This window comes from Moraxella oblonga NBRC 102422 (assembly GCF_001598275.1).
In the GTDB taxonomy this organism is placed as follows: domain Bacteria; phylum Pseudomonadota; class Gammaproteobacteria; order Pseudomonadales; family Moraxellaceae; genus Moraxella; species Moraxella oblonga.
The window spans coordinates 1-23,888 of the sequence record NZ_BCYQ01000035.1 but is presented as its reverse complement, the minus strand read 5'-3'; the positions used below and the strand labels follow the sequence as shown (position 1 = coordinate 23,888).

Genomic DNA, 23,888 nt, shown 5'->3' with positions numbered 1-23,888 from the left:
ATAATATCAAAATTTTAACAGACTAAACACTCTTATTCAATCTTAGAATAAAAAAATCCAAAATTATTATTTTATAGGCATAACCGCTTTAATTACAATAAGCCAAATTTATCATCAATATATCAAAAGGTTTTGCCAAATGCCCACACACACTCATCATTCCACCCATTCCACCACAAATCGCCAAATGAACCGCCAATTACACGCTCGCCATTTACAACTGCTCTCCATTGGCGGTGTGATTGGGGCGGGGTTTTTCTTAGGGGCTGGGCGTACCATCAGTTTGGCTGGCACTTCGGTGCTGATAGTCTATGCTTTGGTGGGCTTATTTGTGTTTTTGGTAATGCGAGCGATGGGCGAGCTGTTGTTGTCGGATTTAAATTTTCGCTCCTTTATTGATGTTATTGACCGTTATTTGGGGCGTGGTGCGTCCTTTGTGGTGGGGTGGAGCTACTGGCTGTGCTGGCTGATTATTGCCATTGCCAATACCGTTGCGATGACAGGTTATATGCAGTTTTGGTATCCAGATATTGCCCTTTGGTTGCCAGCAACTTTGAACATTGCATTGATTGTTTTTGTCAATTTATTATCGGTCAAATGGTTTGGCGAGGTGGAAAGTTATCTTACCCTTATCAAAGTCATTACAATGTTTATCATCATTGGTACGGGGCTTGTTTTGCTCATCACAGGGGCAAAGGTGGGTGAGTATCGGGCGGACATTGGCAATTTATTCAATCCACAAAACTTTATGCCACAAGGCTTGGCAGGGTTTTTTGCCGCCTTTCAATTAGCCGTGCAAGCCAATGCAGGGGCAGAGCTGGTCGGCACGGCAAGTTCAGAAACAAATAATCCCAAAGAAAATCTACCCAAAGCGATTAACCAAATTCCCATTCGGGTAATGCTCTTTTTTGTTGGCAGTTTGGCGGTAATTTTGGCGATTATTCCTTTAGCCGACATTCGGGTGGGGATTAGCCCTTTTGTGCAATTATTTGGACTGCTTGGCTTTGGGGCGGTGGCTGGGGTCATCAACTTTGTGGCGTTGTCGGCAGGGGTTTCTAGTGCCAATAGCGGTCTGTACTCGGCATCTCGTATGGTCTATGGCTTGGCAATGCAGGGCAATGCCCCAACATCATTTGGCAAACTAAGCAAACAAGGCGTGCCTGTTTATGGTGTGATTTATTCGGCATTGTATTTGGCACTCTCATTTGCTCTACTTTATGGGGCGGACAATGTGGTGCAAGCCTTTGTGCTGATTAGCACGGTGTCATCGGTGTGCTTTATTTTGATTTGGGCGGTGATTTTGCTGGCGTATTTACGCTATCGCAAAACCGCCCCACACCTACACCAAACTTCAAGCTACAAAATGCCCTATGGCAAAGCCTTATCTTATCTAACGCTTGTGTTTTTTGGCTGGGTTTTGTATTTGTTTAGCCAAAATCCTGACACCGTCAAGGGGCTGTTGTTTGTGCCTGTGTGGGTGGCAGTTTTGTTGGGTGTTTATTTGTGTTGGTTTAGAAAATCAGAATGAGAGAAAGTGAGGATGAAAGCCATCAATGATGTTTTATTGATGGTTTTTTTATTGGTTTTGTTATTTTTGTTGTGCAAAACGAATAAACATATTCCATTTTGTAAATTTTCTTTATGATGTAAATATCTTACAATCTGCTATTATGAGTTTGATATATTTTAAAGGATAATATGAACACACTACCTTTATTTTTTAATCTGCAAAATCGCTCTGTATTAATCATTGGTGGTGGTGATGTTGCCATTCGTAAAGCCACACTAATCAAATCGGCAGGGGCAAGCATTACTGTTATTGCAAAAAATATTCATGATGAATTAAAAGTATTGTTAAAAGATGATAATCATACATTGATTGTCAAATCTTATGATAAAGATGATTTAAATGCTGATTTTGCTTTTTGTATTGTAGCGACCGATGACAATGAATTAAACCGCCAAATTTACTATGATTGCAAAGTATTAAACTTGGCGGTAAATGTTGTGGATACACCAGAATTGTGTGATTTTATTTTTCCTGCGATTGTTGATAGAGCTCCGATTATGGTAAGTATATCATCAAATGGCAATTCACCTGTTTTGGCTCGCCTTATCCGTGCCAAAATAGAAAGTGTATTACCAAGCAATATCGGAAAATTGGCACAAGTGGCAGGTCAATTTAGAGATGTGATTAAAGAACGTTTGCCCAATGTCAATGCCAGACGTAAATTTTGGGAAAAAATTTTTGGTGATAATTTAAATGGCATTGGCGTGTTTTCCCATAGTCAAAATATTAATTTTGATGAATTGCAAAATCAATTAATCAACTTTGAAAAATCCAATCACAATCAAGGTGAAGTATATATTGTTGGAGCGGGTGCAGGCAGTCCTGATTTATTAACGTTTAGGGCGTTGCGATTAATGCAACAGGCGGATGTTGTGTTGTATGATGCTTTGGTTTCTGATGAGATTGTACAATTATGTCGGCGTGATAGTGATAAAATCTTTGTGGGTAAAAAACGCTCCTGCCATGCCAAATCTCAAGATGAAATCAATCAAATGCTTGTGGATTTGGCAAAACAAGGTAAGCGAGTATTACGATTAAAAGGGGGAGATCCTTTTATTTTTGGGCGTGGGGGCGAAGAAATGCAAGCGTGCCAAATGGCAAGCATACCCTATCAAATCGTCTGTGGCATTACGGCGAGCCTAGCGGGAGCAAGCGGTGCGGGCATTCCGCTTACGCATCGGGGCGTGGCGACTTCGGTCAGATTTTTGACTGGGTGCTATCAGGCGGACAAGAATTTTAATGGGTTAAAAAGCACATACCAAGCCGATGAAACGTTGGTGTTTTATATGGGTTTGCACGCCCTTGAAAAAGTGGTGGCAAGTTTAATAAATGACTTGCCAAGCGATATGCCTGTGGCGATTATTTCTCATGCCAGTTTGCCCAATCAAAAAGTGCTGATTGGGAATTTGAGTAACATTGTAGAAAAACAAGCAGTTGCCAATTTGCCTGCTCCTGCAATCATCATAGTGGGAAAAGTGGTTACTCTTTCACAAAGATAGATATTTATATAAAAAATACCACCATTTTTTTATAAAATAAAATTGAGTATTGGTAAATTTATCGCTATAATTTGACAAATTTTCACATAATTTGACATAAATTAGGGGTGTTTTATGGCACAAGTCATTCCATTTAGCAAACTTGGTAAAGATGATGTAGAGATTGTTGGCGGTAAAAACTCATCATTGGGTGAGATGATTAGTAATTTGGCTAATGTGGGCGTGTCCGTGCCAAACGGCTTTGCCACCACTGCCGAAGCATTCAACCGTTTTTTAAACGAAACAGGCTTACTTGACAAAATCAATGCCGAACTTAGAGGGTTAAATGTTGATGATGTTGAAAAATTAGCCGAAGTTGGTGCTAAGGTGCGTGGTTGGGTTATCGCCCAAGAGTTACCCAAAGATTTAGAAGATGAGATTCGTGCCGCTTTTGATGAGCTGACAGGTGGTGCTGATGTGGCGGTGGCGGTGCGGTCAAGTGCGACTGCTGAGGATTTGCCTGATGCGTCTTTTGCAGGTCAGCAAGAGACTTTTTTGAACATTCGTGGCATTGATAATGTACTGATTGCTATTAAAGAGGTTTTCGCCAGTCTGTATAATGATCGTGCGATTGCCTATCGTGTCCACAAAGGTTTTGAGCATGCAGGCGTGGCGTTGTCGGCAGGCGTTCAACGCATGGTGCGTTCGGAAACTGGCACATCTGGTGTGATGTTTACACTTGATACTGAGAGTGGGTTTAATGATGTGGTGTTCATCACTGCAAGCTATGGCTTGGGCGAAATGGTGGTACAAGGGGCAGTAAACCCTGATGAGTTTTATTTATCCAAAAAACTACTTGCTGAAAATCGTCCTGCGGTGGTTCGCCGCAATCTTGGTTCAAAACACATCAAGATGGTCTATGGCGATGAGGGTAGCACCAAACGCTCTACCAAAATTGTGGAAGTGGATAAAGCCGATCGCCAGCAGTTTGCTCTTACTACTGATGAGTTAACCGCCCTTGCCAAACAAGCTCTCATTATTGAAAAGCATTACGGTTGCCCAATGGATATTGAATGGGCAAAAGATGGTGATACAGGTGAGCTGTTTATCGTCCAAGCTCGCCCCGAAACAGTCAAATCTCGCCAAGACAAGACCAGCATGGAGCGTTATGTCATTAATTCCAAAGAGGCAAAAGTTCTGTGCGAAGGTCGTTCTATCGGTCAGCGTGTGGGGGCGGGTAAGGTGCGTATTGTAACATCACTTGCTGAAATGGGTAAAGTGGAGGAGGGCGACGTACTGGTTTCTGACATGACTGACCCAGATTGGGAGCCTGTGATGAAACGTGCGTCCGCCATTGTTACTAATCGTGGTGGTCGTACTTGCCATGCTGCCATCATCGCTCGTGAGCTTGGCGTGCCTGCCATCGTTGGTTGTGGCAATGCTACGGAGATTTTGACTGATGGTCAAGAAGTTACCGTATCATGTGCTGAGGGTGATACAGGCTTTATTTACGATGGTCTTTTGGATTTTGAAGTACAAAAAAATTCTGTCGCCAGTATGCCACAGCTTAGCTTTAAGGTTATGATGAATGTGGGCAATCCTGACCGTGCCTTTGATTTTGCCCAAATTCCTAACGAAGGCGTGGGTTTGGCTCGTTTAGAATTTATCATCAACCGCATGATTGGTGTTCACCCCAAAGCTTTACTCAATGTGGATACCTTGCCCCAAGAGACCAAGACTCAAGTATTTGAGCGTATTGCTGGCTATAATTCGCCTGTTGAATTTTATATCAATAAACTCATTGAGGGTATTTCTACCCTTGCGGTGGCGTTTAGTGATAAGCCTGTGATTGTGCGTATGAGTGATTTTAAATCCAATGAATACGCCAACTTGATTGGTGGTAAGCTCTACGAACCACACGAAGAAAACCCCATGCTAGGTTTTCGTGGGGCGAGCCGTTATATTTCAGAGAACTTCCGTGATTGCTTTGAGCTTGAATGCCGTGCCTTAAAATATGTGCGTGATGACATGGGGCTGACCAATGTCAAAATCATGATTCCTTTTGTGCGTACAACAGGAGAGGCAAAAGCAGTCATCGAGCTTCTTGAAAAGCATGGTCTCAAACGTGGCGAAAATGGCTTAGAAATCATCATGATGTGCGAGCTACCCACCAACGCTCTCTTAGCTGATGAGTTTTTGCAACACTTTGATGGTTTCTCCATTGGTTCAAACGACCTAACACAGCTCACGCTAGGGCTTGACCGTGATAGTGGTATCGTCTCACATCTATTTGATGAGAGAGACCCTGCGGTCAAAAAACTGCTTGGCATGGCAATCAATGCCTGTAAAGCTCAAAATAAATACGTCGGCATTTGCGGTCAAGGACCCTCTGATCACCCAGACCTTGCCAAATGGCTCATGGAGCAGGGTATTAGCTCAGTATCATTAAATCCTGATACGGTGTTAGATACTTGGTTGTTTTTAGCCAAATAATTTTTGGTTTTAATGATAAGGCAATCTTTGGGTTGCCTTATTTTGCTTTTATTATAAAATATATATTTTGGAAAAAAATATGTTAAGTCATTGCTTTAATCGCCTTTTTGATATACATCAATTGCACACTCCACGAGATTTTGTGCCAATTGCCAATGTACCTATTTGTCTTGAAATCGGAGCAGGCAAGGGCAAGCACGCTTTGCAATTTGCCCAAAATAATCCTGATAAAATGTTATATGCCGTAGAACGCACCGCCAATAAATTTGAGGCAATGCAAAAATTAAAAACGGACAATACGCCCAATCTATTCCCCATTCACGCTGATGCGATTGCTTGGAGTGTATTTGCTCTTTATCCAAAACAAATCACAGAATGTTTTATTTTATATCCAAATCCAGAACCACATAATAAAAATCAAAGATTTACCAATATGCCATTTTTTGAATTTTTATTATCTAGAATGGCAGATAATGCTACCATTACGATTGCCAGCAATATTGATGATTATATTAAAGAGAGTGAAAAAAATTTACAGAAAATTTGGCAATTACCTTTTATTAAAAATACTATTCCAAATCATTCACAAAGAACTCATTTTGAAATAAAATATTTGGCAAGAGGAGAGTTATGCCAAGAACTGATAATTACCAAACCCACCAATTACAAAACCCGTTTTGATGATATATTGCCAAAACATTTATGGGATACTGCCAATGACTAAAAAACGCATTGCTATTATTGGGGCTGGGGCAAGTGGCTTAATGTGTGCCGATTATTTAAGTGATTTTGATTGTGATATTTGTGTTTATGAACAAATGCCAAGTGCAGGGCGAAAATTATTATGGGCAGGCAAAACAGGATTAAATCTAAGCCATAATGAACCAATTGATAAATTTATTGACCGATACGACACAAAGGCATTTGCTCATCTTATTCGGCAATATGATTGTCATTGGATAGAGAGCTTTTGTCATCAATTAGGTGTTGAAACTTATATTGGCTCAACAGGTAGATTATTTCCTGTGGCAATGAAAGGTTCACAATTTTTAAGAGCGTGGCTTAATAAGTTAAGACATAAAGGGGTACAATTTTTTTATAAACATAAATGTATCAATGTAGATAATCATACAGTCTATTTTGATAATGACAATCATCAATTTTCTCAAAAGTTTGATGCCATTATTTTGGCGTGTGGTGGATTATCGTATCCCAAATTGGGCAGTACAGGCGAATGGGTTGGTTGGTTTGGTAGTAATGAAATAAATCCAATGACTGCCAGCAATATTGGTATTTGTCATAATTGGTCGTCTTATATGGTAGAATATTATGGAAAGCCATTAAAAAGAGTAACATCTTGGGTTGATAATGATAAACCAAAAAATAATCACAAAACAAGTAATAAAAAAGAGAATGGTGATATTATTATCACTCATTATGGATTTGAAAGTGGGCTGGTTTATAAATTAAATAGGGATTTAAAAGAGGGGTTTAAGCATACTGGTAAATTGATGCTAACTTTGGATTTGTTGCCTGATGTTGATTTTGATAAATTGTTGACAAAATTAAAGAGCATAAAAAAACAATCTTTAAATACACTATGGCAAAAGGCAGGATTGGATAAAATTAAAATCGCTTTATTAAGAGAATGCGTTGATAAACAATATTGGCACAATGGTGAAAAAATGGCATTTTTTATTAAAAATTTGCCTATTTCTTTTGAGGGTTTTCGTCCAATTGATGAGGCAATTAGCACAGCAGGAGGTGTAAAATTTGATGGTTTAAGTTATTTTCAATTAAAATCCAATCCTTATGTATTTGTGTGTGGGGAAATGCTAGATTTTGATGCCCCAACGGGTGGATATTTATTGACCGCTTGCTTTGCGACAGGGCGGGGCTGTGGGCAGAATGTGGCGGAAGTGTTAAATTTAATAAAAAGGTAAGACAAATACCACATTCTATTAAATTTAATATTATAATGTATTTTGATAAATAAATGCCCTATCTTTTTCTTGGGAGTTTTTCTCTTGAATGGCAAGTGGGTTGTTTTCAATCATTTCATTTTCATCGTCCGAAAAAATATAATAAGGTTTGCCATTATTTATCATATATTCATTGGCAAATTGAGTGGCATAGAGTTCAATGGCGGAATCTTGAATACCGATTAAAATATCCAAATCATTTTCATCATAAAAATCCAATACTGATATGGCAATTAACAAAAATTCAAAACATAAAGATTCTGGAAATCCGTCATCTTCGCGTTCTGTGAGTTCTTGTTCAATAATGCGTTTTAGGGTTTTAAAATGTGCTTGATTTTGAATATGATTAGGGTTTAATTGATTGATAAACTCTTGAATGTTATTTGGAATGTGAATGCCATAATGGATTAAATGCGATAATGCTCTTTTTAGGGCATTGATACTGATAAAATATTCGTTAGTTTGGGTGTATTGCATTGTTAATTATTCCAAAAATACTTTCGCTAATTTATCCGCATTTGTTCGAGCGTTTAAAGTTGTTAATAAGGCAAATGCCCCAATAAATTTTCGGTTAATAAAGATTGGTTTTTTTATCATTTTTTTATCTATCACCAAGCATTTTAACCGCCAAAATATGTTTACATAATCCTCGATGAGTTTGATATTTAGCATACCATTGACAAGTGCATTTATAGTCATTATTTTTAATTGAAACTGTATAAAGATGTTCCCCACTTTTTACAGTTGCCAATAATTCATTGGCATGATGATGAGTAATTTTAATATTTTCATCACTAATTAGTTTTTTAGCATTTTTTAAACGTGGATTTAACGATAAAATATTTTCCATTTTAAAAGGTAAACGGCGATAAAAATGCTGATTGGAATATAAATCAAAACCCAACATGCCAATAGCAGATAAATGAGCAGTTAAACTATCCATATCTCCAATATAAATCCCTTGTTCTATGGATAATAAAGTAGGATTAAATATTTCATTACTTTTTAATAAAGAATTAAGAGCATAAATATATTCTACAGGTAACTCATGGGTCATTTTTTCTAGAATATTTCCTTCACCAGAAAAACCACGATGATTATCAGGAGATAATGCTAAAGTTAATCTCATATTTTTTATATAAATTTGTAATGCCATACTTTTATTTGTATTATTAGTAGTATCTATATTTTGATTTTCAGTATTTTGATAAAATACCATTTCATCAATATAGGGTAATAACATTTCTAACAATCTTAATCGTTCTATACCACCAATTTGAATACTATTGGCTGTAGCAATAGGGCTAATGGTACAGCGATTAGCACGATAAGTTAAATACATGGTGGCAGTATTTTTTGTTTTAGGTAATTGATTAAAGAATTGCACAGTTTGCATTTTATTAAGACGGAATAATTCATTCATTTCTGCTAGATATAATTGTACACTGGTTAATCCTTTAATCCAACGTTCTGGTAATTTTACCTTTTTCTCAATAATATCATGTTTTATTGTACTTATTTTAACTTCTTTTTCACCGACCCCCAGCATCATTAAATCTTGTTTTTTAATGCTGTTTAATGCATTTAACATGGGTTCATTAAAATCTACATTGGTTGTACCACTCGCAATAAATTCACCATCAATATTATCGGATAAAATATCAAGCCGTGCATATACACCATTACAAGAAGAAAAACCTTCAAAGCGTAATTGTTCTTGCCCTGCAGTAACAATAGGGTCTAATAATCGTACTGGAATTGGTGAAAAACTGGAGCGTACCACACGACTAATACATAATAAGGCTTTGGCAGTTAATAAAGGGTCTTTCATTTCTCCCCAAAAAAAGCAAGGAATCTGTTGTAATTCTTCAATATCGGTATGATGTGATAATAATAACTCATTGAAACTAGGTTGTTTAATGATACGGCTTTGGGTTCGATATGAAAATTCTAAAATGTCAGACATGATATTCTCCTATCATAATATATTAATGAGATAATTTATCAATTTTATTGACAATAGTTTTTAATCCATTGGACAATAATAAAAACTCATGGATTTTTTTTACGATTTTATCACTTGGTTTTTGACTTAGATTATTTAATAATAGATAATAAATCTCCAAATATTTTTTAAAATGGGTTGGTAGTTTATCTTTAAAATCAAGAAGTATCAGTGTTTTTTCGATAATCTCTAAAAGGACAGTTTGATAAATCGGTTCATATTGCGATAAACTTTGTACGCATTCTAAATATCGGCTAAATGGAGCAGAAGTATAATTTATCCATTGACTGCTATGGCAAGAAAATAGTTCAATGTCTAATTTAAATTGGGTAATGGCATAAATGATTGTATCGAGACCTGCTAATCGCACTACTTTATCTTTGGCAAATAAACATGCCACTAAAATAAATTGTGTATAGGTATTATATGGATAATCATCATTCATGAGCCGTTCTAATAATGGTAAAGTGTGTTTATTTAGAGCATTATCATCATAAAATAAATAGCTGGATAAAAACTTATCATAATCTGTTTGATTAATTGGCATTAAATATTTTGCTAATAACAAAATGTGAATAATCAAACTATCTATATAGATATAATTATTTTTACCTATATAATAACAGCTTTGCCGATAAATATCACTACTATGAGCATGTCTAAAATATTCTGCCACTTGAAATTGAATGGTATATTGTCCTGTTTGTATATCAAACCATTTGCCTTTATTCCAATCATACTCTCGTTCTATCACAGGACTTAGTCGATAATCTAATCCAATTTCATGATTGATTATTATCTTATCAAATAATTTACTGTCTGTATGATTAAAGTCTAATATAATATGAGGATAATGTGTTTTCACAATAGTTGCAAATACTCCACGCCACCCTTGATAAAAACTTTCTTTATGTTTACCATCAAATATTTTTAAAGTATTATTAATAGATTGTTTTAGTGTGTCCAATAATCCTTGTTTAATATGAGGATTTTCAGAATTTTTTTCTAATATTTTTTGTTTTTTATTGACATCAGCATTTAATGTATCTATATTTTCTTGTACGGATTTTAAACGCATCAATTGTGATTGATGTGGTGAAGGTAAAGTTTCGGTTAATTCTATTAAACCAAATGCTAACTTTAAACTTTCAAGAATTAATTCATTATCTAATTGCTCTAATAATAGAATAGCAGGTTCAATATTTACTCGAGGCATTCTAGCTAATGCAACCGCATAATCAGTTAAATCAACCATTATATTAGCATTTTGATAAGCAATTAAACGCTCTACTAATATTTTAGGCTCAATAAAGGCGGGAAAATGAGTTGGTGTAGATAGTAAAGGTAAAGCAATATTTTGTTGATGAAGCCAAATAAATTGTTGAATGACTGCTTGATAGGATTTTAAAAATTTAAATTGTTTAAAATAATAATCTGATAAATTAATTTTTTCATCAGTATTCTCAAAAATTGCATTTAAAAAATCTATTTTAAATAAATTAAATAAGAGATTTTCAGAATATTTATGACGATATTTTTCCAAAACGGATTTTACTTGTTCTAAATTATTATCAGTAAATAACTGATTGGGTTTTAAATGTAACCAACTTGCCATAAATATTTCAATATCTACAGGGTTTTTAGAATATTCTAATTGTCCAAAATTAAATAATAAATCATTAAAATCTTGATATAATGTAATTTTTTTATGGTCAGAAAAATAGTCAATAGTTACTTTGCTATTATAATGATAATGTATTGTTGTTAATAATTCTGTAATATTATTTTTTTGAGGGGTATTTTCTTCTTTATAAATAGGAGTAAGTAAGTTTTGAATATCATTTGGTAAACTATGAAATATCGATTCGATATGACTGTGTAAATTTTCCCATTCATCACCCAAAATCTCACTATTCGCATATTTAACCAGTAGTTTTATCGCTCGTTCTTGTAAAGATAAATCTGATACAAATAATACATGACTTAATAAAGATGATAATGGAATGATCAGTTTATGATTTTGTTTTAATAATTTGTCAAATAAAATAATTAAATTTTTAATTGTACCTTTATATTCTATATTTATCATTATTGGGTTTAAATATGATAGAAATTCCTTGAGTTTAAAATCTTTATGATTAATAATAGATTTAATAGTATCTATAGCAAAATTAATCGCTACTTTATTATTACTATATAATAATACAAAGAGATGTTCTTGTAAATTTAATAATTCATCATCACTTGGTTTTAAAGTGATAAATAAATCTTTAAAGAATTTCTTACTGTTTTGTTTCCATAAATTAGATTGAATTTCAAGGCATTTTTCTAAAACAAATTGCCGTTCTAATTTCCCTAGTTTGATATATTCTGGAATAAAATAGAGCCAATATTCTCCATTCGTTGAATGTGGTTGTTCTTTGACACCCCAAAAAGATCTCCAATAAATGCTGGTTTCATAATCAAATAAACTGATTAAATCACGGTTTGGAATATCTAATTTTAAAAATTGATGTTTATAAATTGGTAAACTAACAAGATTTTGCCAATCTTTTCTATTAGGTAACATCGTATTTACTAATGCATTAGCAAATATTTGAGCATGATAATCAATAAGATGAGCTGTTTCTAATTTTCTTAATAACCAGTAATCTAAAATTCTTTCTTGTTTTATAACTTCGTTAAAAAATGCGTTAAATACATCTTTAAATTCAAAATGTTTGATAATATCAAAAATCATTTGATATTTATTATTTTTTTTATCATAGATAGTGTAAAACTCTGGGTCATTCATGTAATTTAAAACATCATTAAAACAATTAAACCAACGAGTATTAAAATCACTGGCTGAGAATAGTCCAAGTGCCAGACAAAATAACATTCGTTGGTGATTGGCATCACCTCTTATGCCCCAATTAGTTTTTCCATTGTTACTTAAATCTTGCCAATCTAAATAATAATGACGAGCTTTATTTAAACGTTTTTTTAATTCGCTGATATTGCCTTGTTTGTGTGTATTTAAGAAAGGAATAATTTGATTTAAATCTCCATTTTTAATCATTTCATCAAATTCTGTAAAAATGGCGGTTTTGTCTTTTTTAGTATTATGATGGTTGGTATTTATTGTGGGCATTTCAGCAGGTGTACCATCTTCCTGATAACCTTTGGCTTTTTTGGCTTTAATAAGTTTTTGGGCATCTTCTTGACAGCTTGTTTCATCATCAAATGTTTTGGTTTTACTTTGTCCTGCTGTGCCAATTCTACCAAATGTAACGGTATGGTTATTGCCATTGACACTAATTTGCCAGAATTTTGCTGATGTTTCGTCTTGGTAAGTTAGATAGCATAACATTTGCTTTCCTTATGCGTAAAATTTGTTTCATTGTAGCATAAAACAATTTGCTTGGCTATGTAGAAAAAAAAAGGGGGAGGGGGGTGAATCAGTTTTTTGTTTGGCTAAATTTACCGTATTTTAGAAAATGAATGACTTCATTAGCAACATGGCGATCTAAAATAAGTTGTGTATGACTGACGGGTAATACCAGATAATCACTCGCCTGAGGTAAAGTGGTCTCAGACAGATAAACTGTGCCATCATTGGTGCGAGCGGTTGGGTCTAGGTGGTGTCGATGATTGTGATAGGTCAATAGAGGTAGCCCCAACCCAAACGAGCGAGTACCTGCAATAACCCCAAACGGCACACCATTGGGAGGTGGCACACATACACCGTCTAGGGCGTTGGGGTAGGCTTTATGGACAAGGGGTGGCAGTAGGCGATTGGCATAGTTGGCACAGATACTCCCCATGTGGGGTGTGCCAAGTGTAACACAACGACCGATTTGCCAATAATTGCCATACTGAGCCAAAAAATGACGCATCACCAACCCACCTAAACTATGACCGACCAAATGAATGGGTTTGGTAGGGTCATGATGATGACTAAGCCAAGTGTGCAAACGTTGGCTGTGTTTGTCAATGGATTGGGTGAGACTGTGATAACTGGGGGCGTGGCTGTCAAACCCTGCTTGGGCGAGCTTTTTGGCGAGAGGTCGCATATACAAACCATTCATATGCAGACCATGTACCAAAAGGACAAATGGTGGATTGGTTTTGCGTTGTGTGGTCGCCAAAACTAGCCTACTTATTTGCCACGATAAGTGATACGACCCTTTGACAAGTCGTAGGGGGTCATCTCAACCTTGACACGGTCACCTGTCAAAATGCGAATGTAGTGCTTACGCATTTTACCAGAAATGTGAGCGATGATTTCGTGTCCGTTGTCAAGTCGAACCTTAAAAAGAGTGTTTGGTAAAGTATCGATCACTTCGCCTTCAAATTCAATGATGTCGTCTTTTTTTGCCATAGGTACTTTAAATTTAAAAAATAAGGACTTATTCTACCTTAATTTTATGCAAAAATCTAGTGTCTTTTATTTAAGGTTAAGAATACAAATGTTCTCTTATCTCTATCAACGTTTTGATGACAAGGTAATATTGTGGCTGTTCTTGCAATGGACTTTTTTCAAATGCTAATGTTGTTTGTTTGATGAGTTGGTCAGCTTTTTGTAATAATTCATCATAATCAAACTGCCCTGATTTTATTGCCAAAAGTTCATCACGATTTTCCCTTTTTACTACTACCTTGCCTAAATTGGCAATATCTAATGCGGTATACAAAAGCCGAAATGTGTGCATGATGTTTTTGCTATCATAACCTTTGCCATGTGTGAGTGTGTTGTGGTATCGTTCGTCATTTCTATGTTCCACCCAATGCCAATATTCTGTATAATCTTGGCAGTATTTACTATAACCCATTTGATTAAATGATAAATAGCCAATAGGATTTAAGCCTTTGGGAATAGAACTTAATGCCACATCGTTGGCATCATCATGATTGATGATGCCTTTGAAATCATCACCTACAAACATGGCATACATATGGATACTGTGAGGCATTTTTGATAAACCTATTTGGGATTGGTCTAAATGATTGATGGTGAGCCAGTCTTTTAAATCAATGCTCTTTTGGTTATCAAATACCACACAAAAATCCAAAATGCTCTTTTTCTCTTTTGCCATGGGATTGTTTATTTTTTTATTAAGCCCACGAGATTTTTTGATTTGACTTAGGGCAAATCCTGCAAAGGTTTTTTGACAAATTTTAGAAACAAACCATTCGGTCTTAAAATGGTTCATGAGCGGGTGTTTATATAGGATTTTATCAGATGGCGTGGCAAGCAATTCCATGATATTGGGGTTATTTTGCAACAGCAATTCTACAAATCTACCCAATTCATAATACACCACGTCATTGGTGGCATTGCTGATTTGGGGAATATAATCATCGTGCAAGCCATAATAATGTGGCTTTGGTAGATAAAACACCCCTTTGATGTCGGTGTCTGATGTGGGTGTGTCTAAGCCATAGGCACGACTGCCAGAGATACATTCTAATAAAATCAAATCATGGGCTTTTAAATAGTTAATATCTATCATAATATTTGTCTTTACTGCTAAATATTAAAAACTGTTTTTCTAAATAATTTATCTAGTACATCAACATCACCTTTTGGCTTTTGTGTAAAAATCATGTTTTGGGTATTTTGATAAAGGCTGATGGTAAATTTTTGTAATGATGGTGATAATTGGTATAAATGGTTTTCATCATAAGATTGTTTGATGGTTAAAACTTCTTTTATTTGGTTGGTGTCATGCTTATCCAATAAAATGAACATTTCACTCATTAGCACAGGTGGTATGCTTTGATAATCATCTATCCATAAACTTGCTAATAATGCACGAATGAGATAGCACCATTTTTTAAGTTTGATGGGGCTGTTTAAATCCAAATCTAACATGGATTTTTTGGCAAGACCTTGATAATGATGATAAACAGATTGTGGGTTAAAAAAATCATACTGAATGGATTTAATTGATTGTATAAAATCGCTATTGCTGTGATAAACAATGGGAGAGTTAATCCATTCAAAAATTACAGCATTGGATTTATGAATGTGAGTAAGCACTTTTTTGATGTCCCAACCACCAATATCAAAAGGTACATCAAATAATTGATGATTGATAAATTCAAAAGTATCTTTGCCATGATAGATTTGTAAGTACCAATCAGGGTGATGATGATAAACCAACCTAACATCATAATCACTGTCAGGACTTGCAAAACCCCAAGCACGACTGCCACTCTCTATGGCGTGTAGTGGCGTGATAGTGTGATTTTGGCAAGTTGTATGTAAAACATCTATTATTTGAGTATTCATTATAACAACCAAGTCAGTGCAATAGGTAGCCAAACGGCTGTAACCAGCCCATTAATCGCCAAGCCAAATGCAGAATATCGTCCTGCGGTGGGGCTGATTGTCCATGCCTCTACCGTGCCAATGGCGTGAGCAACCAAGCCCAATGCCAAGCCTTTGGCTCTATCGTCTTTGACGTTTTTAAATACCATTCGGCACACGCCTGCCCCCAAAATGCCTGAGACGATGATGATGAGGTTTGCCATGACAAGTGGAGCTTTGATGATTTGGGCGACTGATAGTCCTACTGGGGTAGTAACTGAACGGGTGGCAAAGGCTAAAATGGTATCCATGTTTAGGGCAAATACATAAGCCAAGCTCATCGGCACAATTGCCCCCACAAGGCTTGCCAATAGGACAATGACAGAGAGTTTTTTGATGGGCAAGCCCTTAAAATCCATGCCTGCAAGCGGTACGGCAAGTAGCACGGTGCTATAACCCAAAAGACGGTCAAACACAGGTTTGGCATGGGCGTAGTAGGTGGCATAAGGAAGCTGAATGAGTGTTAAAATGATGAGCGTTAAAATAATGGCGATGATAATCATTGGTACGCCACGATAGTATTTGTTGATATAGCGTAGCACATATTTTGCCCCGACATGAGCGATGAGCGTGATGATAAAGGCAATGATGATGGTGGTGCTATCAAGGGTTGGCATTGGTGTCTCCTTGATTGAGCCATTTTTCGGACAATTTGGCAAATGCCCAAAGTGGTATCACTGTACTGATGATAATTACTGCAGATACTGCAGGCAAATCCGACCCAAGCCCAAACAGCAAAATCCCTGCCCCTGCTGACACAGGCAAAAAGGCAAATCCACTATCCACAAGTAGCACGCTTGCCGATGATGATAGCCAATGAGGTAAACTGCCCTTTGCTAATCTTACCCCTATGAGAATAATAAACAAAGACACCAACCCTACGATGTTGGTGGCGGTGGGCATGCCCAAAGCGGTACAAACGACCAACGCAAGCTCACGCACTCCTACCACGATGGCGATGGTGGCAAGCATACCCAACCAAAAGGTGGGGGAGGTGGTGAGATAGGGCGATTTCATGACTTTTTCCTTGTGGCAGTTGGAGTTTTATTAAAACAAAATCTGTTTATGTGGTCAAGGTTTTTTAGGCAAATGTTGAATATTTTGTAAAAAAATGGATAATGCTTTTGGATATTTACCATGAAAATATAATGAAATCGCTTGATTGTTAATATGTCAATCCTTGTGATAAATGTCTATCGGTTGGCTTGATATCAAGGGTGTAACCATAAGAGCCAAGCGATAGGTCTTTTAAAATCACCATTTCAAAGATTTTAAGGAGTGTATTATCATTATTGCTGTAAGGATTTATAAATAAAATGGGTCTAAATCGTCCTCGTTGGATTTGATTTCTACCTTTTCAAATTCTTCAAGCACAGGTAAAAAAGCACTTGCTTCGTGTGGTGGTAGTACGTCAAAGGGGTTTAGGTGGTATTTGCCAAGCAGTTCTTTTAATTTATCTTTGGCAAGGCGAATTGTTAGTACTTCATGCCCTGTATCATCAAAACCATGCCCTTCAATCACCCCAAGCTCATGTAGGGTATTTTTAAATTGCCCTGCGTCATACGGCAATGTGAGTGTAAATTGGGATAAGTGACCCACCAATAATTCTTGCACCGCTCTTTTTAATTCATCAAAACCCAATTTTTGATGAGCGGAGATATAAACACGGCTTGGGATTGTATTATCATAATAAATAGCAGGTGTTTCTTTGGTTTTATCAATTTTATTATAAACCGATAAGATGGGTGCCTGTGCTTTAATTTCTGATAATACAGCATTGACCGCCTCTATTTGTTCAAGACGATTATCGCTACTGCTATCAATAATATGAAGGAGTAAATCCGCCTCCAAAGTCTCTTCAAGCGTGGCGTGAAAGCTCTCCACCAGCTCGTGCGGTAAATTTTGCACAAAGCCCACCGTATCCGCCAAAACCACCTTGCCCACGCCCTGCCAGTCAAGCTGACGCAAAGTGGGGTCAAGTGTGGCAAATAGCTGGTCGGCACTATAAATGCTCTCGCCTGTCAAAGCATTAAACAGCGTGGATTTGCCTGCGTTGGTATAACCCACAAGTGAGATGGTGGGCGTGGATGATTTGGTGCGTTTGGCTCGTCCGATTTGGCGGGTTTGCTTGACCTTTGAGAGCTTGTCTTTGAGCTGATTTACTCGCACTTGAAGCAGCCGTCTGTCGGTTTCAAGCTGGGTTTCACCCGGCCCCCGAAGACCGATACCGCCTTTTTGTTGCCCAAGATGAGCATAGCCACGCACAAGCCTTGATGATAAATGGGTTAGCTGGGCAAGCTCTACCTGCAATTTGCCTTCATAAGTTCTGGCACGCCTTGCAAAAATGTCCAAAATCAGCCCCATACGGTCAATGACTTTGCATTTTAAATGCTTCTCCAAATTTCGCTCTTGGCTGGGTGTTAGCGTATGATTAAACAGTACAATGTCCGCCTCTAATTGGGCAACTCTTTGGGCAATCTCGTCCGCCTTACCTGTTCCAATAAATAGTTTGGCATTGGGCTTGTTCATCACTCCTGTAATGGTATCCAAAATAACGGCATCAGCAGAAGTGGCAAGCAGGGCAAATTCGTCCAAATCGTTTTGATTATCGGCAAATTCAAGCGATTTAAATACACAATGCACCAAAATGGCTTTTTCTGTACTTTTGTGTTGTTCAAAATAGTGCAAAGATTTTCCTAATTGATTTAAAATTTAGCTGTGATATAATGGCATAAGTTATTATTTTTTGCAAGTGGATTTTAATTGTATTTTTTAATTATTTTTTGGGAAATTACCAGTGAAAAAATTTAAATTTTTATCCTTTATATTAAGTGGTTTGTTATTAATCTCCTGTGGTTCAAATAAAATCCAAGAATCCAATCCATTAACCATCAATCAAATCAAAAAACCCACTTGCTTATCAGATTTTAAGCCAATAGAATATTTTGCTCATTTATCAAATGAGCAATCAGCACAAGAAGACAATGGCAAAAAAATTTCTATTTTGCACAATTATTACCCAGAAATCAATCCAGAACCGATGGAAGATTATTCCATTGTAAGAGAATTAAGTTATTTTAAAAAAGCAGAAAAAACTTGGGGTGATTGTTTGCTTGAAAATAACACCTTGCCTAGCGATAATTATTTGACCTATTATTTTGATAAAAACAAGCCAAATCCAATCGCTTGGCAAGGCAATGTTGGCAAAGTTGTGATTACCCCCAGTCAAAATGGCAAATTTTATGAAATGGGCATTGATAATGCCGAGAATTTTGCAGGGTTTTGGGCAAAGGAATTGATTGTCAATCAAGATACGGATTATCGCTTAGACATTGATAATAACTTTGCCGATGTGCGAGTGAGTATTGATAATCATATTATTTTTGATGAAAAAACACGGCACCCCCATCGCCTAATTCATCTACCCAAAGGCAAATATAAAGTACAAATAGAATATCTAAGTCATTGGCTAACTGTGGATTTTGCTTTTCATTTATTGGAGCTGGATAAATTTAAAAACCCAGAAAATCCCACCACCAAACTAAACGAGTTAAAACGCCAATACCCCAATCTAACCGCTTATTATGCAGGCATTCACGAACCCATTGAAAATGTCGTAAAAGTAAACATTAATCAAATTAATAACCCAATGGTAATATTTTTATCGTCCATTAAGCCTACAATATGGCAAATTAATAGCAATGACAAACAACATATCAAAGCAGTCATTTATGGCAGTGGCATAGATGGGAGTATTGTGGAAGGGATTGATAAAGACAGACTAATAAATATGGGTGAGAGTTTTGGTGAAACCATCAATGACCCAAAAGTGCAATGTTTGTGTTTTGATGACGGTCAATTACAATGCAAAAATGAAGAAAATCCCTATCATACTTTATCAACATTAACCCAAAAATACAAAATTCCCATTGTTGGGTTTAGTGGTGATTATAGCCTTGATAACATTGATTTACCGACTTATCAGTATCAAAATCCCAATTACAAAAAATTAGCATTGGATAGGGATAATTTGGTTAAAAAGTTAAAACATTCTTGCAAAGTTTATAAAACCATTCCAAAAGAAAATCAATTGATTTTGGATTGAAATATCCATTAATATTTGTTATACTTATTTCTAATTAGAAATAAGTGTTTAATCAATTTAGGAATTAAAAATGTTCAATCCTTTACCCAATTTTGCCTTATCCGCTAATGGTAAAATTTTAAATTTATCCAAACCCAGAATAATGGGCATTTTAAATATCACGCCTGATTCGTTTTCGGACGGTGGAGAGTTTAATGCCATTGATACGGCATTGGCACGGGTTGATGAGATGATAAAACAAGGCGTGGATATTGTTGATATTGGTGCAGAATCCACTCGCCCCAATGCCGATACAATCAGCGATGAAATAGAATTGGCACGCTTAACGCCCATTGTGGAACAGATTAAAAAAACTTATCCCAATCTTTGGCTATCCATTGATACCAGTAGCCCTATTGTGATGGAGGCGATGGCGGATTTGGGGGCGGATATGTGGAATGATGTGCGTGGTCTAAAACGAGCGGGGGCGGTAGAGATGGCAAGCCGTCTTGGGCTTCCTGTGGTGATTATGCACGCTCGTGGTGAGCCTGCCACAATGGATAAAATGGCGGTCTATGATGAGGTGGTAAGTGAAGTGATGGCAGAGCTTGGCAGGCTTGTGGATAGGGCGACACAAGCAGGGGTTCGCCACGACAATATCATCATTGATGTGGGTATGGGTTTTGCCAAAAGGTATGACCATCATATACAGATGGTCAAGAATTTGGGTGAATTTGGTAAATTGGGCTATCCGATGCTCTTTGGTGTTTCTCGCAAGCGTTTTTTGGGCGAACTACTTGCCAATACCAAACTGCCTCACTACCAAAGCACCACGCCCACCCAGCGAGACACCGCCAGCACCGCTCTTGCCCTCTTGGCGGTAGCACAAGGGGCAAGTATCATTCGTACACACAATGTGGCACAGACGATGGAGGCACTTGCGGTATGGTATTCGCTTGCCGATCGGATTGATGATGATTGATGAGGTGCTTTTGTATACAATATTTGATATTTGAGATTGTCTAGATTGTCGGTCTTTGTGATAACGATGATTGTGAGAAATTGGTGAATTTATTATTATGTAATATCTGATTTTCTACAAAACTGGCTTTTTTTAAGTTTATTAAAAGGTTAAGAATGTTTTTATTCATTTTAAGTTTTGTAGGTAGCTATTAAAAGTTGGATCAACTTTTAATTTTTGGATATGCAAATAACTGATAATTAATTTACAAAATCTTAGCATAACCACATTGCAAAACTTGGTAAGCATACACATTGAATTTTTAAAAACCAATCAAGGCGATATTGCCATGATTTTTGGTATGTTTGTGTTGAAAAATGAGGAATCTTTATGTTAAAAATAGGTCAAGGTATTGATGTACATGCTTTTTGTGAAGGTGATTTTGTAACGCTGGGTGGTATACAGATTCCCCATACGCATGGCATCAAGGCACATTCAGATGGCGATGTATTGCTTCATGCCCTAATGGATGCTATGCTTGGTGCATTGGCACTGGGCGATATTGGTATGCATTTTCCTGATACTGATCCTGCTTTTAAGGGGGCGGACAGCAAAAAAATGCTTAAAACGGTTAATGACTTAATCAAATCAAAGGGTTATTTTGTGATTAATGCTGATATGACTGTCATTTGTGAAGCTCCTAAACTTGCCCCTCACAATACCGCCATGCGTGAGTGTATCGCCAGTATTTTAGCGGTTGGTGTTGACTGTGTAAGCATTAAAGCCACCACCAATGAAAAAATGGGCTGGATAGGGCGAGGGGAGGGCATTTATGCCAGTGCGGTGGTACTATTGGCTAAAAGTCAGGCTTTTTCTGGAGGTATTTTGGGATTGGTATGATGTTGACCGCATTTGATGAATTGCTTGCGGTTTTGGAAAAAACTGCCAACAGCAATCCCATGTTGCTTGATTTTGTATATCTATAGATACCGATGATATGGGTGAGGTTTTACTTCGTCATTTGCAGGCGGGAACGTTTGTGTTGCCATGCGTATCCAAGATTTGGAGCGTGGTTATGGGGATTATCATCTTTTGTGTCAAGTCCAGTGGTTGGTATGGTTGCTGTGCCAAAAGCAGGTAGTATCTATAATGGCAAAGCTTGCTTGGATTGTCAAGCAATCGCTCCAACCCTATTAATCACACTTACTAGACATGATGTGTGGTGGTGAGATTTATCGCCGTTCGGTCAACCCAATGGATAAAGGACTGGCTAAAAAAACTTATTTTGGATTGTTTTGCAATTTTTGATAAACAATCTAAAAACTGGCAAGCGTATTTAATCAAACCTGATTTTTTTTTGTATAATGTAAACGAATGTTCTGATTTTGGGTGGGTGAATTTAGGATTTTTGAGAGATTTGGTCGGGCATGGCAGTCGCCATAAAAACAGATGATGAGATTTATGTGTTTTTGGTAAACGGTTATGCTCCCTAGTTGCCTATGTGTTAATAAATAAATTTTAAAAAATGCTTGTAAATAAACCCATTAAACCCCATAATAATACAAATTTTCATTTGGAGTTAGCCATGACTGATATCAATCCAGAAATCAAATCATTGATTGAAAACCAAATCAAAGACCATGCTGTCCTACTATACATGAAAGGTACACCACAATTCCCCCAATGTGGTTTTTCAGCACGTGCGGTGGAAGTGCTAAGCCAAATCGGTCGCCCATTTGCCTTTGTTAATATCCTAGAAAATCCTGAGATTCGTGCTACTTTGCCCATCATTGCCAACTGGCCAACTTTTCCACAACTGTGGGTAAATGGTGAGTTGATTGGCGGTAGCGATATTATTTTACAAATGTACCAATCTGGCGAGCTAAAACCACTCATTGAGCAATACAGCCCAGAAGTGTGATGATAAACGCAAATCGGCTATGAGATAGCCGATTTTTATTTGTAGTAAAGGTAAAATATGACAAATACAGAACTAGATGTGGATATGATTAGTAAAATCAGCCAAGAAATCGCAGAAATGTGCCAAGAGCCAGATACAGCATCAAAGGCAATTATGCATTGGGTTAGACATGAGACGGTGGAGGAGGATGCGATTAAGGCGATTTGCCATAGAGCATGTGTGGACATGGATGTCAAATCCGCTTATTATTTGGTGCGTATCTTACAGGTCATGCCCGAATCTGAGCGTACGATAGACATACAGCCGTTGTTGGAGTTGGTGTCTGATTTTGGTGATGATTTAAATGAAACGATTACAGAGGGGGTTAATCGTGAGATGTTAGATGAACTTCAACAGGAAAATCAAGCATGACAGACCAGCAGGCGATTTCCCAACAAATCATCCAGTTGTGCCAGACACCACATACGGCATTGCAAGCCATTCATTTATTGATTTGCCATAAAGGTGCTACTGAGTTGGCGTTTCAATCTGTGTATGATAGAGTCATAGAAGATGGCGATGTGGATGGGGCGTATTATTTGGCGGTTTTTGCCCAAAAAGTTGATGATTTGCCATTTGATGGATTGCCACTTATTGAGATGGTGATGAAAAATGGCGATGACAACATGAGGTTGTCATTACTAGAGAAATTACCCAAAGAAATGCGTACCCAGTATATCTAGTGCTAATATTGGCATGGTTCAAAACCATGCCTTAATTAAGACCACACTACGACCCCCCATTTTTTATCCTAAATTAAATGGCAATAGGTAACGTACCATTGTCCTAGATTTAAACAAATCCATCAACAATGCCTATTTTTAGGGTTGCTTAATGTCAATTTAAACCAAAATAATGAACCAATTGACATTGTGGAGTTTGATGAAGTTCACAGTTATGGCAAATTTTTAAAAACTATTACTAAACTCCGATTGCCATCAACCAACAAACTAAGCATATTTTAAGATTTGTTTGTGGCAAACAAGACACCAAGACTTTT

Annotated in this window: 22 protein-coding genes; 12 read left to right on the top strand and 10 right to left on the bottom strand. The window is 36.9% G+C overall.

Annotated elements, in window-relative coordinates; all coding sequences use genetic code 11:
• The first annotated feature begins 139 nt into the window (after window positions 1-139).
• The 5 genes from MOB01S_RS09400 to MOB01S_RS09380 all read left to right on the top strand — a co-directional run bounded on the left by MOB01S_RS09400 (window position 140) and on the right by MOB01S_RS09380 (window position 7,484).
• Window positions 140-1,528, top strand: a complete 1,389-nt coding sequence (locus MOB01S_RS09400) for an amino acid permease (RefSeq protein WP_066804427.1) — start codon at window positions 140-142, stop codon at window positions 1,526-1,528.
• Window positions 1,529-1,698: 170 nt separating this feature from the next.
• Window positions 1,699-3,069, top strand: a complete 1,371-nt coding sequence (gene cysG / locus MOB01S_RS09395; protein ID WP_066804425.1) for a siroheme synthase CysG — start codon at window positions 1,699-1,701, stop codon at window positions 3,067-3,069.
• Window positions 3,070-3,183: 114 nt separating this feature from the next.
• Complete coding sequence (gene ppsA / locus MOB01S_RS09390; protein WP_066804422.1) at window positions 3,184-5,541, top strand: phosphoenolpyruvate synthase; 2,358 nt, start codon at window positions 3,184-3,186, stop codon at window positions 5,539-5,541.
• Between the two features lie 79 nt (window positions 5,542-5,620).
• Window positions 5,621-6,265: a class I SAM-dependent methyltransferase gene (locus tag MOB01S_RS09385; RefSeq protein ID WP_066804419.1), complete on the top strand. Its 645-nt coding sequence runs from the start codon at window positions 5,621-5,623 to the stop codon at window positions 6,263-6,265.
• The gene (locus MOB01S_RS09380; protein ID WP_066804416.1) at window positions 6,258-7,484 is read left to right on the top strand and encodes a TIGR03862 family flavoprotein; all 1,227 of its coding nucleotides are present in this window, start codon (window positions 6,258-6,260) and stop codon (window positions 7,482-7,484) included. The genes MOB01S_RS09385 and MOB01S_RS09380 overlap by 8 nt, the downstream gene beginning before the upstream one ends.
• Window positions 7,485-7,514: 30 nt before the next feature.
• Here the strand turns inward: MOB01S_RS09380 and MOB01S_RS09375 are convergent, their stop codons facing one another.
• The 10 genes from MOB01S_RS09375 to hflX all read right to left on the bottom strand — a co-directional run bounded on the left by MOB01S_RS09375 (window position 7,515) and on the right by hflX (window position 18,571).
• Window positions 7,515-8,000, bottom strand: coding sequence for a hypothetical protein (locus MOB01S_RS09375; RefSeq protein WP_066804413.1), 486 nt, complete (start codon window positions 7,998-8,000; stop codon window positions 7,515-7,517).
• Window positions 8,001-8,124: 124 nt separating this feature from the next.
• Complete coding sequence (locus MOB01S_RS09370) at window positions 8,125-9,489, bottom strand: SWIM zinc finger family protein (protein ID WP_066804410.1); 1,365 nt, start codon at window positions 9,487-9,489, stop codon at window positions 8,125-8,127.
• A gap of 22 nt (window positions 9,490-9,511) precedes the next feature.
• The gene (locus MOB01S_RS09365; RefSeq protein WP_066804407.1) at window positions 9,512-12,880 is read right to left on the bottom strand and encodes a DUF6493 family protein; all 3,369 of its coding nucleotides are present in this window, start codon (window positions 12,878-12,880) and stop codon (window positions 9,512-9,514) included.
• 88 nt (window positions 12,881-12,968) lie between these two features.
• Entirely contained in the window at window positions 12,969-13,658 is a 690-nt protein-coding gene (locus MOB01S_RS09360) for an esterase/lipase family protein (RefSeq protein WP_281177246.1), read from the bottom strand.
• Between the two features lie 11 nt (window positions 13,659-13,669).
• Complete coding sequence (gene infA, locus MOB01S_RS09355; protein WP_066804404.1) at window positions 13,670-13,891, bottom strand: translation initiation factor IF-1; 222 nt, start codon at window positions 13,889-13,891, stop codon at window positions 13,670-13,672.
• Window positions 13,892-13,967: 76 nt separating this feature from the next.
• Window positions 13,968-15,023 (bottom strand): DNA polymerase beta superfamily protein, encoded by a 1,056-nt coding sequence (locus MOB01S_RS09350; protein WP_066804400.1) that lies wholly within the window; start codon window positions 15,021-15,023, stop codon window positions 13,968-13,970.
• 17 nt (window positions 15,024-15,040) lie between these two features.
• On the bottom strand, window positions 15,041-15,805 hold the full coding sequence (locus MOB01S_RS09345; RefSeq protein WP_066804398.1) for a nucleotidyltransferase domain-containing protein: 765 nt from the start codon (window positions 15,803-15,805) through the stop codon (window positions 15,041-15,043).
• On the bottom strand, window positions 15,805-16,500 hold the full coding sequence (locus MOB01S_RS09340) for an LrgB family protein (RefSeq protein ID WP_066804396.1): 696 nt from the start codon (window positions 16,498-16,500) through the stop codon (window positions 15,805-15,807). The genes MOB01S_RS09345 and MOB01S_RS09340 overlap by 1 nt, the downstream gene beginning before the upstream one ends.
• A complete protein-coding gene (locus MOB01S_RS09335) occupies window positions 16,487-16,900 on the bottom strand; it encodes a hypothetical protein (RefSeq protein ID WP_066804394.1) in 414 nt (137 codons plus the stop codon). The genes MOB01S_RS09340 and MOB01S_RS09335 overlap by 14 nt, the downstream gene beginning before the upstream one ends.
• 288 nt (window positions 16,901-17,188) lie before the next feature.
• The gene (hflX, locus tag MOB01S_RS09330; protein WP_066804392.1) at window positions 17,189-18,571 is read right to left on the bottom strand and encodes a ribosome rescue GTPase HflX; all 1,383 of its coding nucleotides are present in this window, start codon (window positions 18,569-18,571) and stop codon (window positions 17,189-17,191) included.
• Window positions 18,572-18,680: 109 nt separating this feature from the next.
• Here hflX and MOB01S_RS09325 point away from each other — a divergent pair, with 109 nt between their 5' ends.
• The 7 genes from MOB01S_RS09325 (at window position 18,681) to MOB01S_RS09295 (ending at window position 23,571) form a co-directional block, all read left to right on the top strand.
• Complete coding sequence (locus MOB01S_RS09325; protein ID WP_066804390.1) at window positions 18,681-19,988, top strand: PA14 domain-containing protein; 1,308 nt, start codon at window positions 18,681-18,683, stop codon at window positions 19,986-19,988.
• Window positions 19,989-20,058: 70 nt separating this feature from the next.
• Window positions 20,059-20,949, top strand: a complete 891-nt coding sequence (gene folP, locus MOB01S_RS09320) for a dihydropteroate synthase (protein ID WP_066804387.1) — start codon at window positions 20,059-20,061, stop codon at window positions 20,947-20,949.
• 369 nt (window positions 20,950-21,318) lie between these two features.
• On the top strand, window positions 21,319-21,828 hold the full coding sequence (gene ispF / locus MOB01S_RS09315) for a 2-C-methyl-D-erythritol 2,4-cyclodiphosphate synthase (RefSeq protein WP_066804384.1): 510 nt from the start codon (window positions 21,319-21,321) through the stop codon (window positions 21,826-21,828).
• A gap of 147 nt (window positions 21,829-21,975) precedes the next feature.
• Complete coding sequence (locus MOB01S_RS12380; RefSeq protein WP_157073955.1) at window positions 21,976-22,125, top strand: hypothetical protein; 150 nt, start codon at window positions 21,976-21,978, stop codon at window positions 22,123-22,125.
• A 388-nt stretch (window positions 22,126-22,513) separates the two neighbouring features.
• Window positions 22,514-22,849, top strand: a complete 336-nt coding sequence (grxD, locus tag MOB01S_RS09305) for a Grx4 family monothiol glutaredoxin (RefSeq protein ID WP_066804374.1) — start codon at window positions 22,514-22,516, stop codon at window positions 22,847-22,849.
• Window positions 22,850-22,906: 57 nt separating this feature from the next.
• Complete coding sequence (locus MOB01S_RS09300; protein ID WP_066804371.1) at window positions 22,907-23,260, top strand: hypothetical protein; 354 nt, start codon at window positions 22,907-22,909, stop codon at window positions 23,258-23,260.
• Entirely contained in the window at window positions 23,257-23,571 is a 315-nt protein-coding gene (locus MOB01S_RS09295; RefSeq protein WP_066804368.1) for a hypothetical protein, read from the top strand. Before MOB01S_RS09300 ends, MOB01S_RS09295 begins: the two co-directional genes overlap by 4 nt.
• The last annotated feature ends 317 nt before the right edge of the window (window positions 23,572-23,888 follow it).

Coding starts and splice junctions, on each gene's coding strand:
- MOB01S_RS09400 (WP_066804427.1), top strand. CDS start 140: ATGCCCACACACACTCATCATTCCACCCATTCCACCACAAATCGCCAA.
- cysG (WP_066804425.1), top strand. CDS start 1,699: ATGAACACACTACCTTTATTTTTTAATCTGCAAAATCGCTCTGTATTA.
- ppsA (WP_066804422.1), top strand. CDS start 3,184: ATGGCACAAGTCATTCCATTTAGCAAACTTGGTAAAGATGATGTAGAG.
- MOB01S_RS09385 (WP_066804419.1), top strand. CDS start 5,621: ATGTTAAGTCATTGCTTTAATCGCCTTTTTGATATACATCAATTGCAC.
- MOB01S_RS09380 (WP_066804416.1), top strand. CDS start 6,258: ATGACTAAAAAACGCATTGCTATTATTGGGGCTGGGGCAAGTGGCTTA.
- MOB01S_RS09375 (WP_066804413.1), bottom strand. CDS start 8,000: ATGCAATACACCCAAACTAACGAATATTTTATCAGTATCAATGCCCTA.
- MOB01S_RS09370 (WP_066804410.1), bottom strand. CDS start 9,489: ATGTCTGACATTTTAGAATTTTCATATCGAACCCAAAGCCGTATCATT.
- MOB01S_RS09365 (WP_066804407.1), bottom strand. CDS start 12,880: ATGTTATGCTATCTAACTTACCAAGACGAAACATCAGCAAAATTCTGG.
- infA (WP_066804404.1), bottom strand. CDS start 13,891: ATGGCAAAAAAAGACGACATCATTGAATTTGAAGGCGAAGTGATCGAT.
- MOB01S_RS09350 (WP_066804400.1), bottom strand. CDS start 15,023: ATGATAGATATTAACTATTTAAAAGCCCATGATTTGATTTTATTAGAA.
- MOB01S_RS09345 (WP_066804398.1), bottom strand. CDS start 15,805: ATGAATACTCAAATAATAGATGTTTTACATACAACTTGCCAAAATCAC.
- MOB01S_RS09340 (WP_066804396.1), bottom strand. CDS start 16,500: ATGCCAACCCTTGATAGCACCACCATCATCATTGCCTTTATCATCACG.
- MOB01S_RS09335 (WP_066804394.1), bottom strand. CDS start 16,900: ATGAAATCGCCCTATCTCACCACCTCCCCCACCTTTTGGTTGGGTATG.
- folP (WP_066804387.1), top strand. CDS start 20,059: ATGTTCAATCCTTTACCCAATTTTGCCTTATCCGCTAATGGTAAAATT.
- ispF (WP_066804384.1), top strand. CDS start 21,319: ATGTTAAAAATAGGTCAAGGTATTGATGTACATGCTTTTTGTGAAGGT.
- MOB01S_RS12380 (WP_157073955.1), top strand. CDS start 21,976: ATGCGTATCCAAGATTTGGAGCGTGGTTATGGGGATTATCATCTTTTG.
- grxD (WP_066804374.1), top strand. CDS start 22,514: ATGACTGATATCAATCCAGAAATCAAATCATTGATTGAAAACCAAATC.
- MOB01S_RS09300 (WP_066804371.1), top strand. CDS start 22,907: ATGACAAATACAGAACTAGATGTGGATATGATTAGTAAAATCAGCCAA.
- MOB01S_RS09295 (WP_066804368.1), top strand. CDS start 23,257: ATGACAGACCAGCAGGCGATTTCCCAACAAATCATCCAGTTGTGCCAG.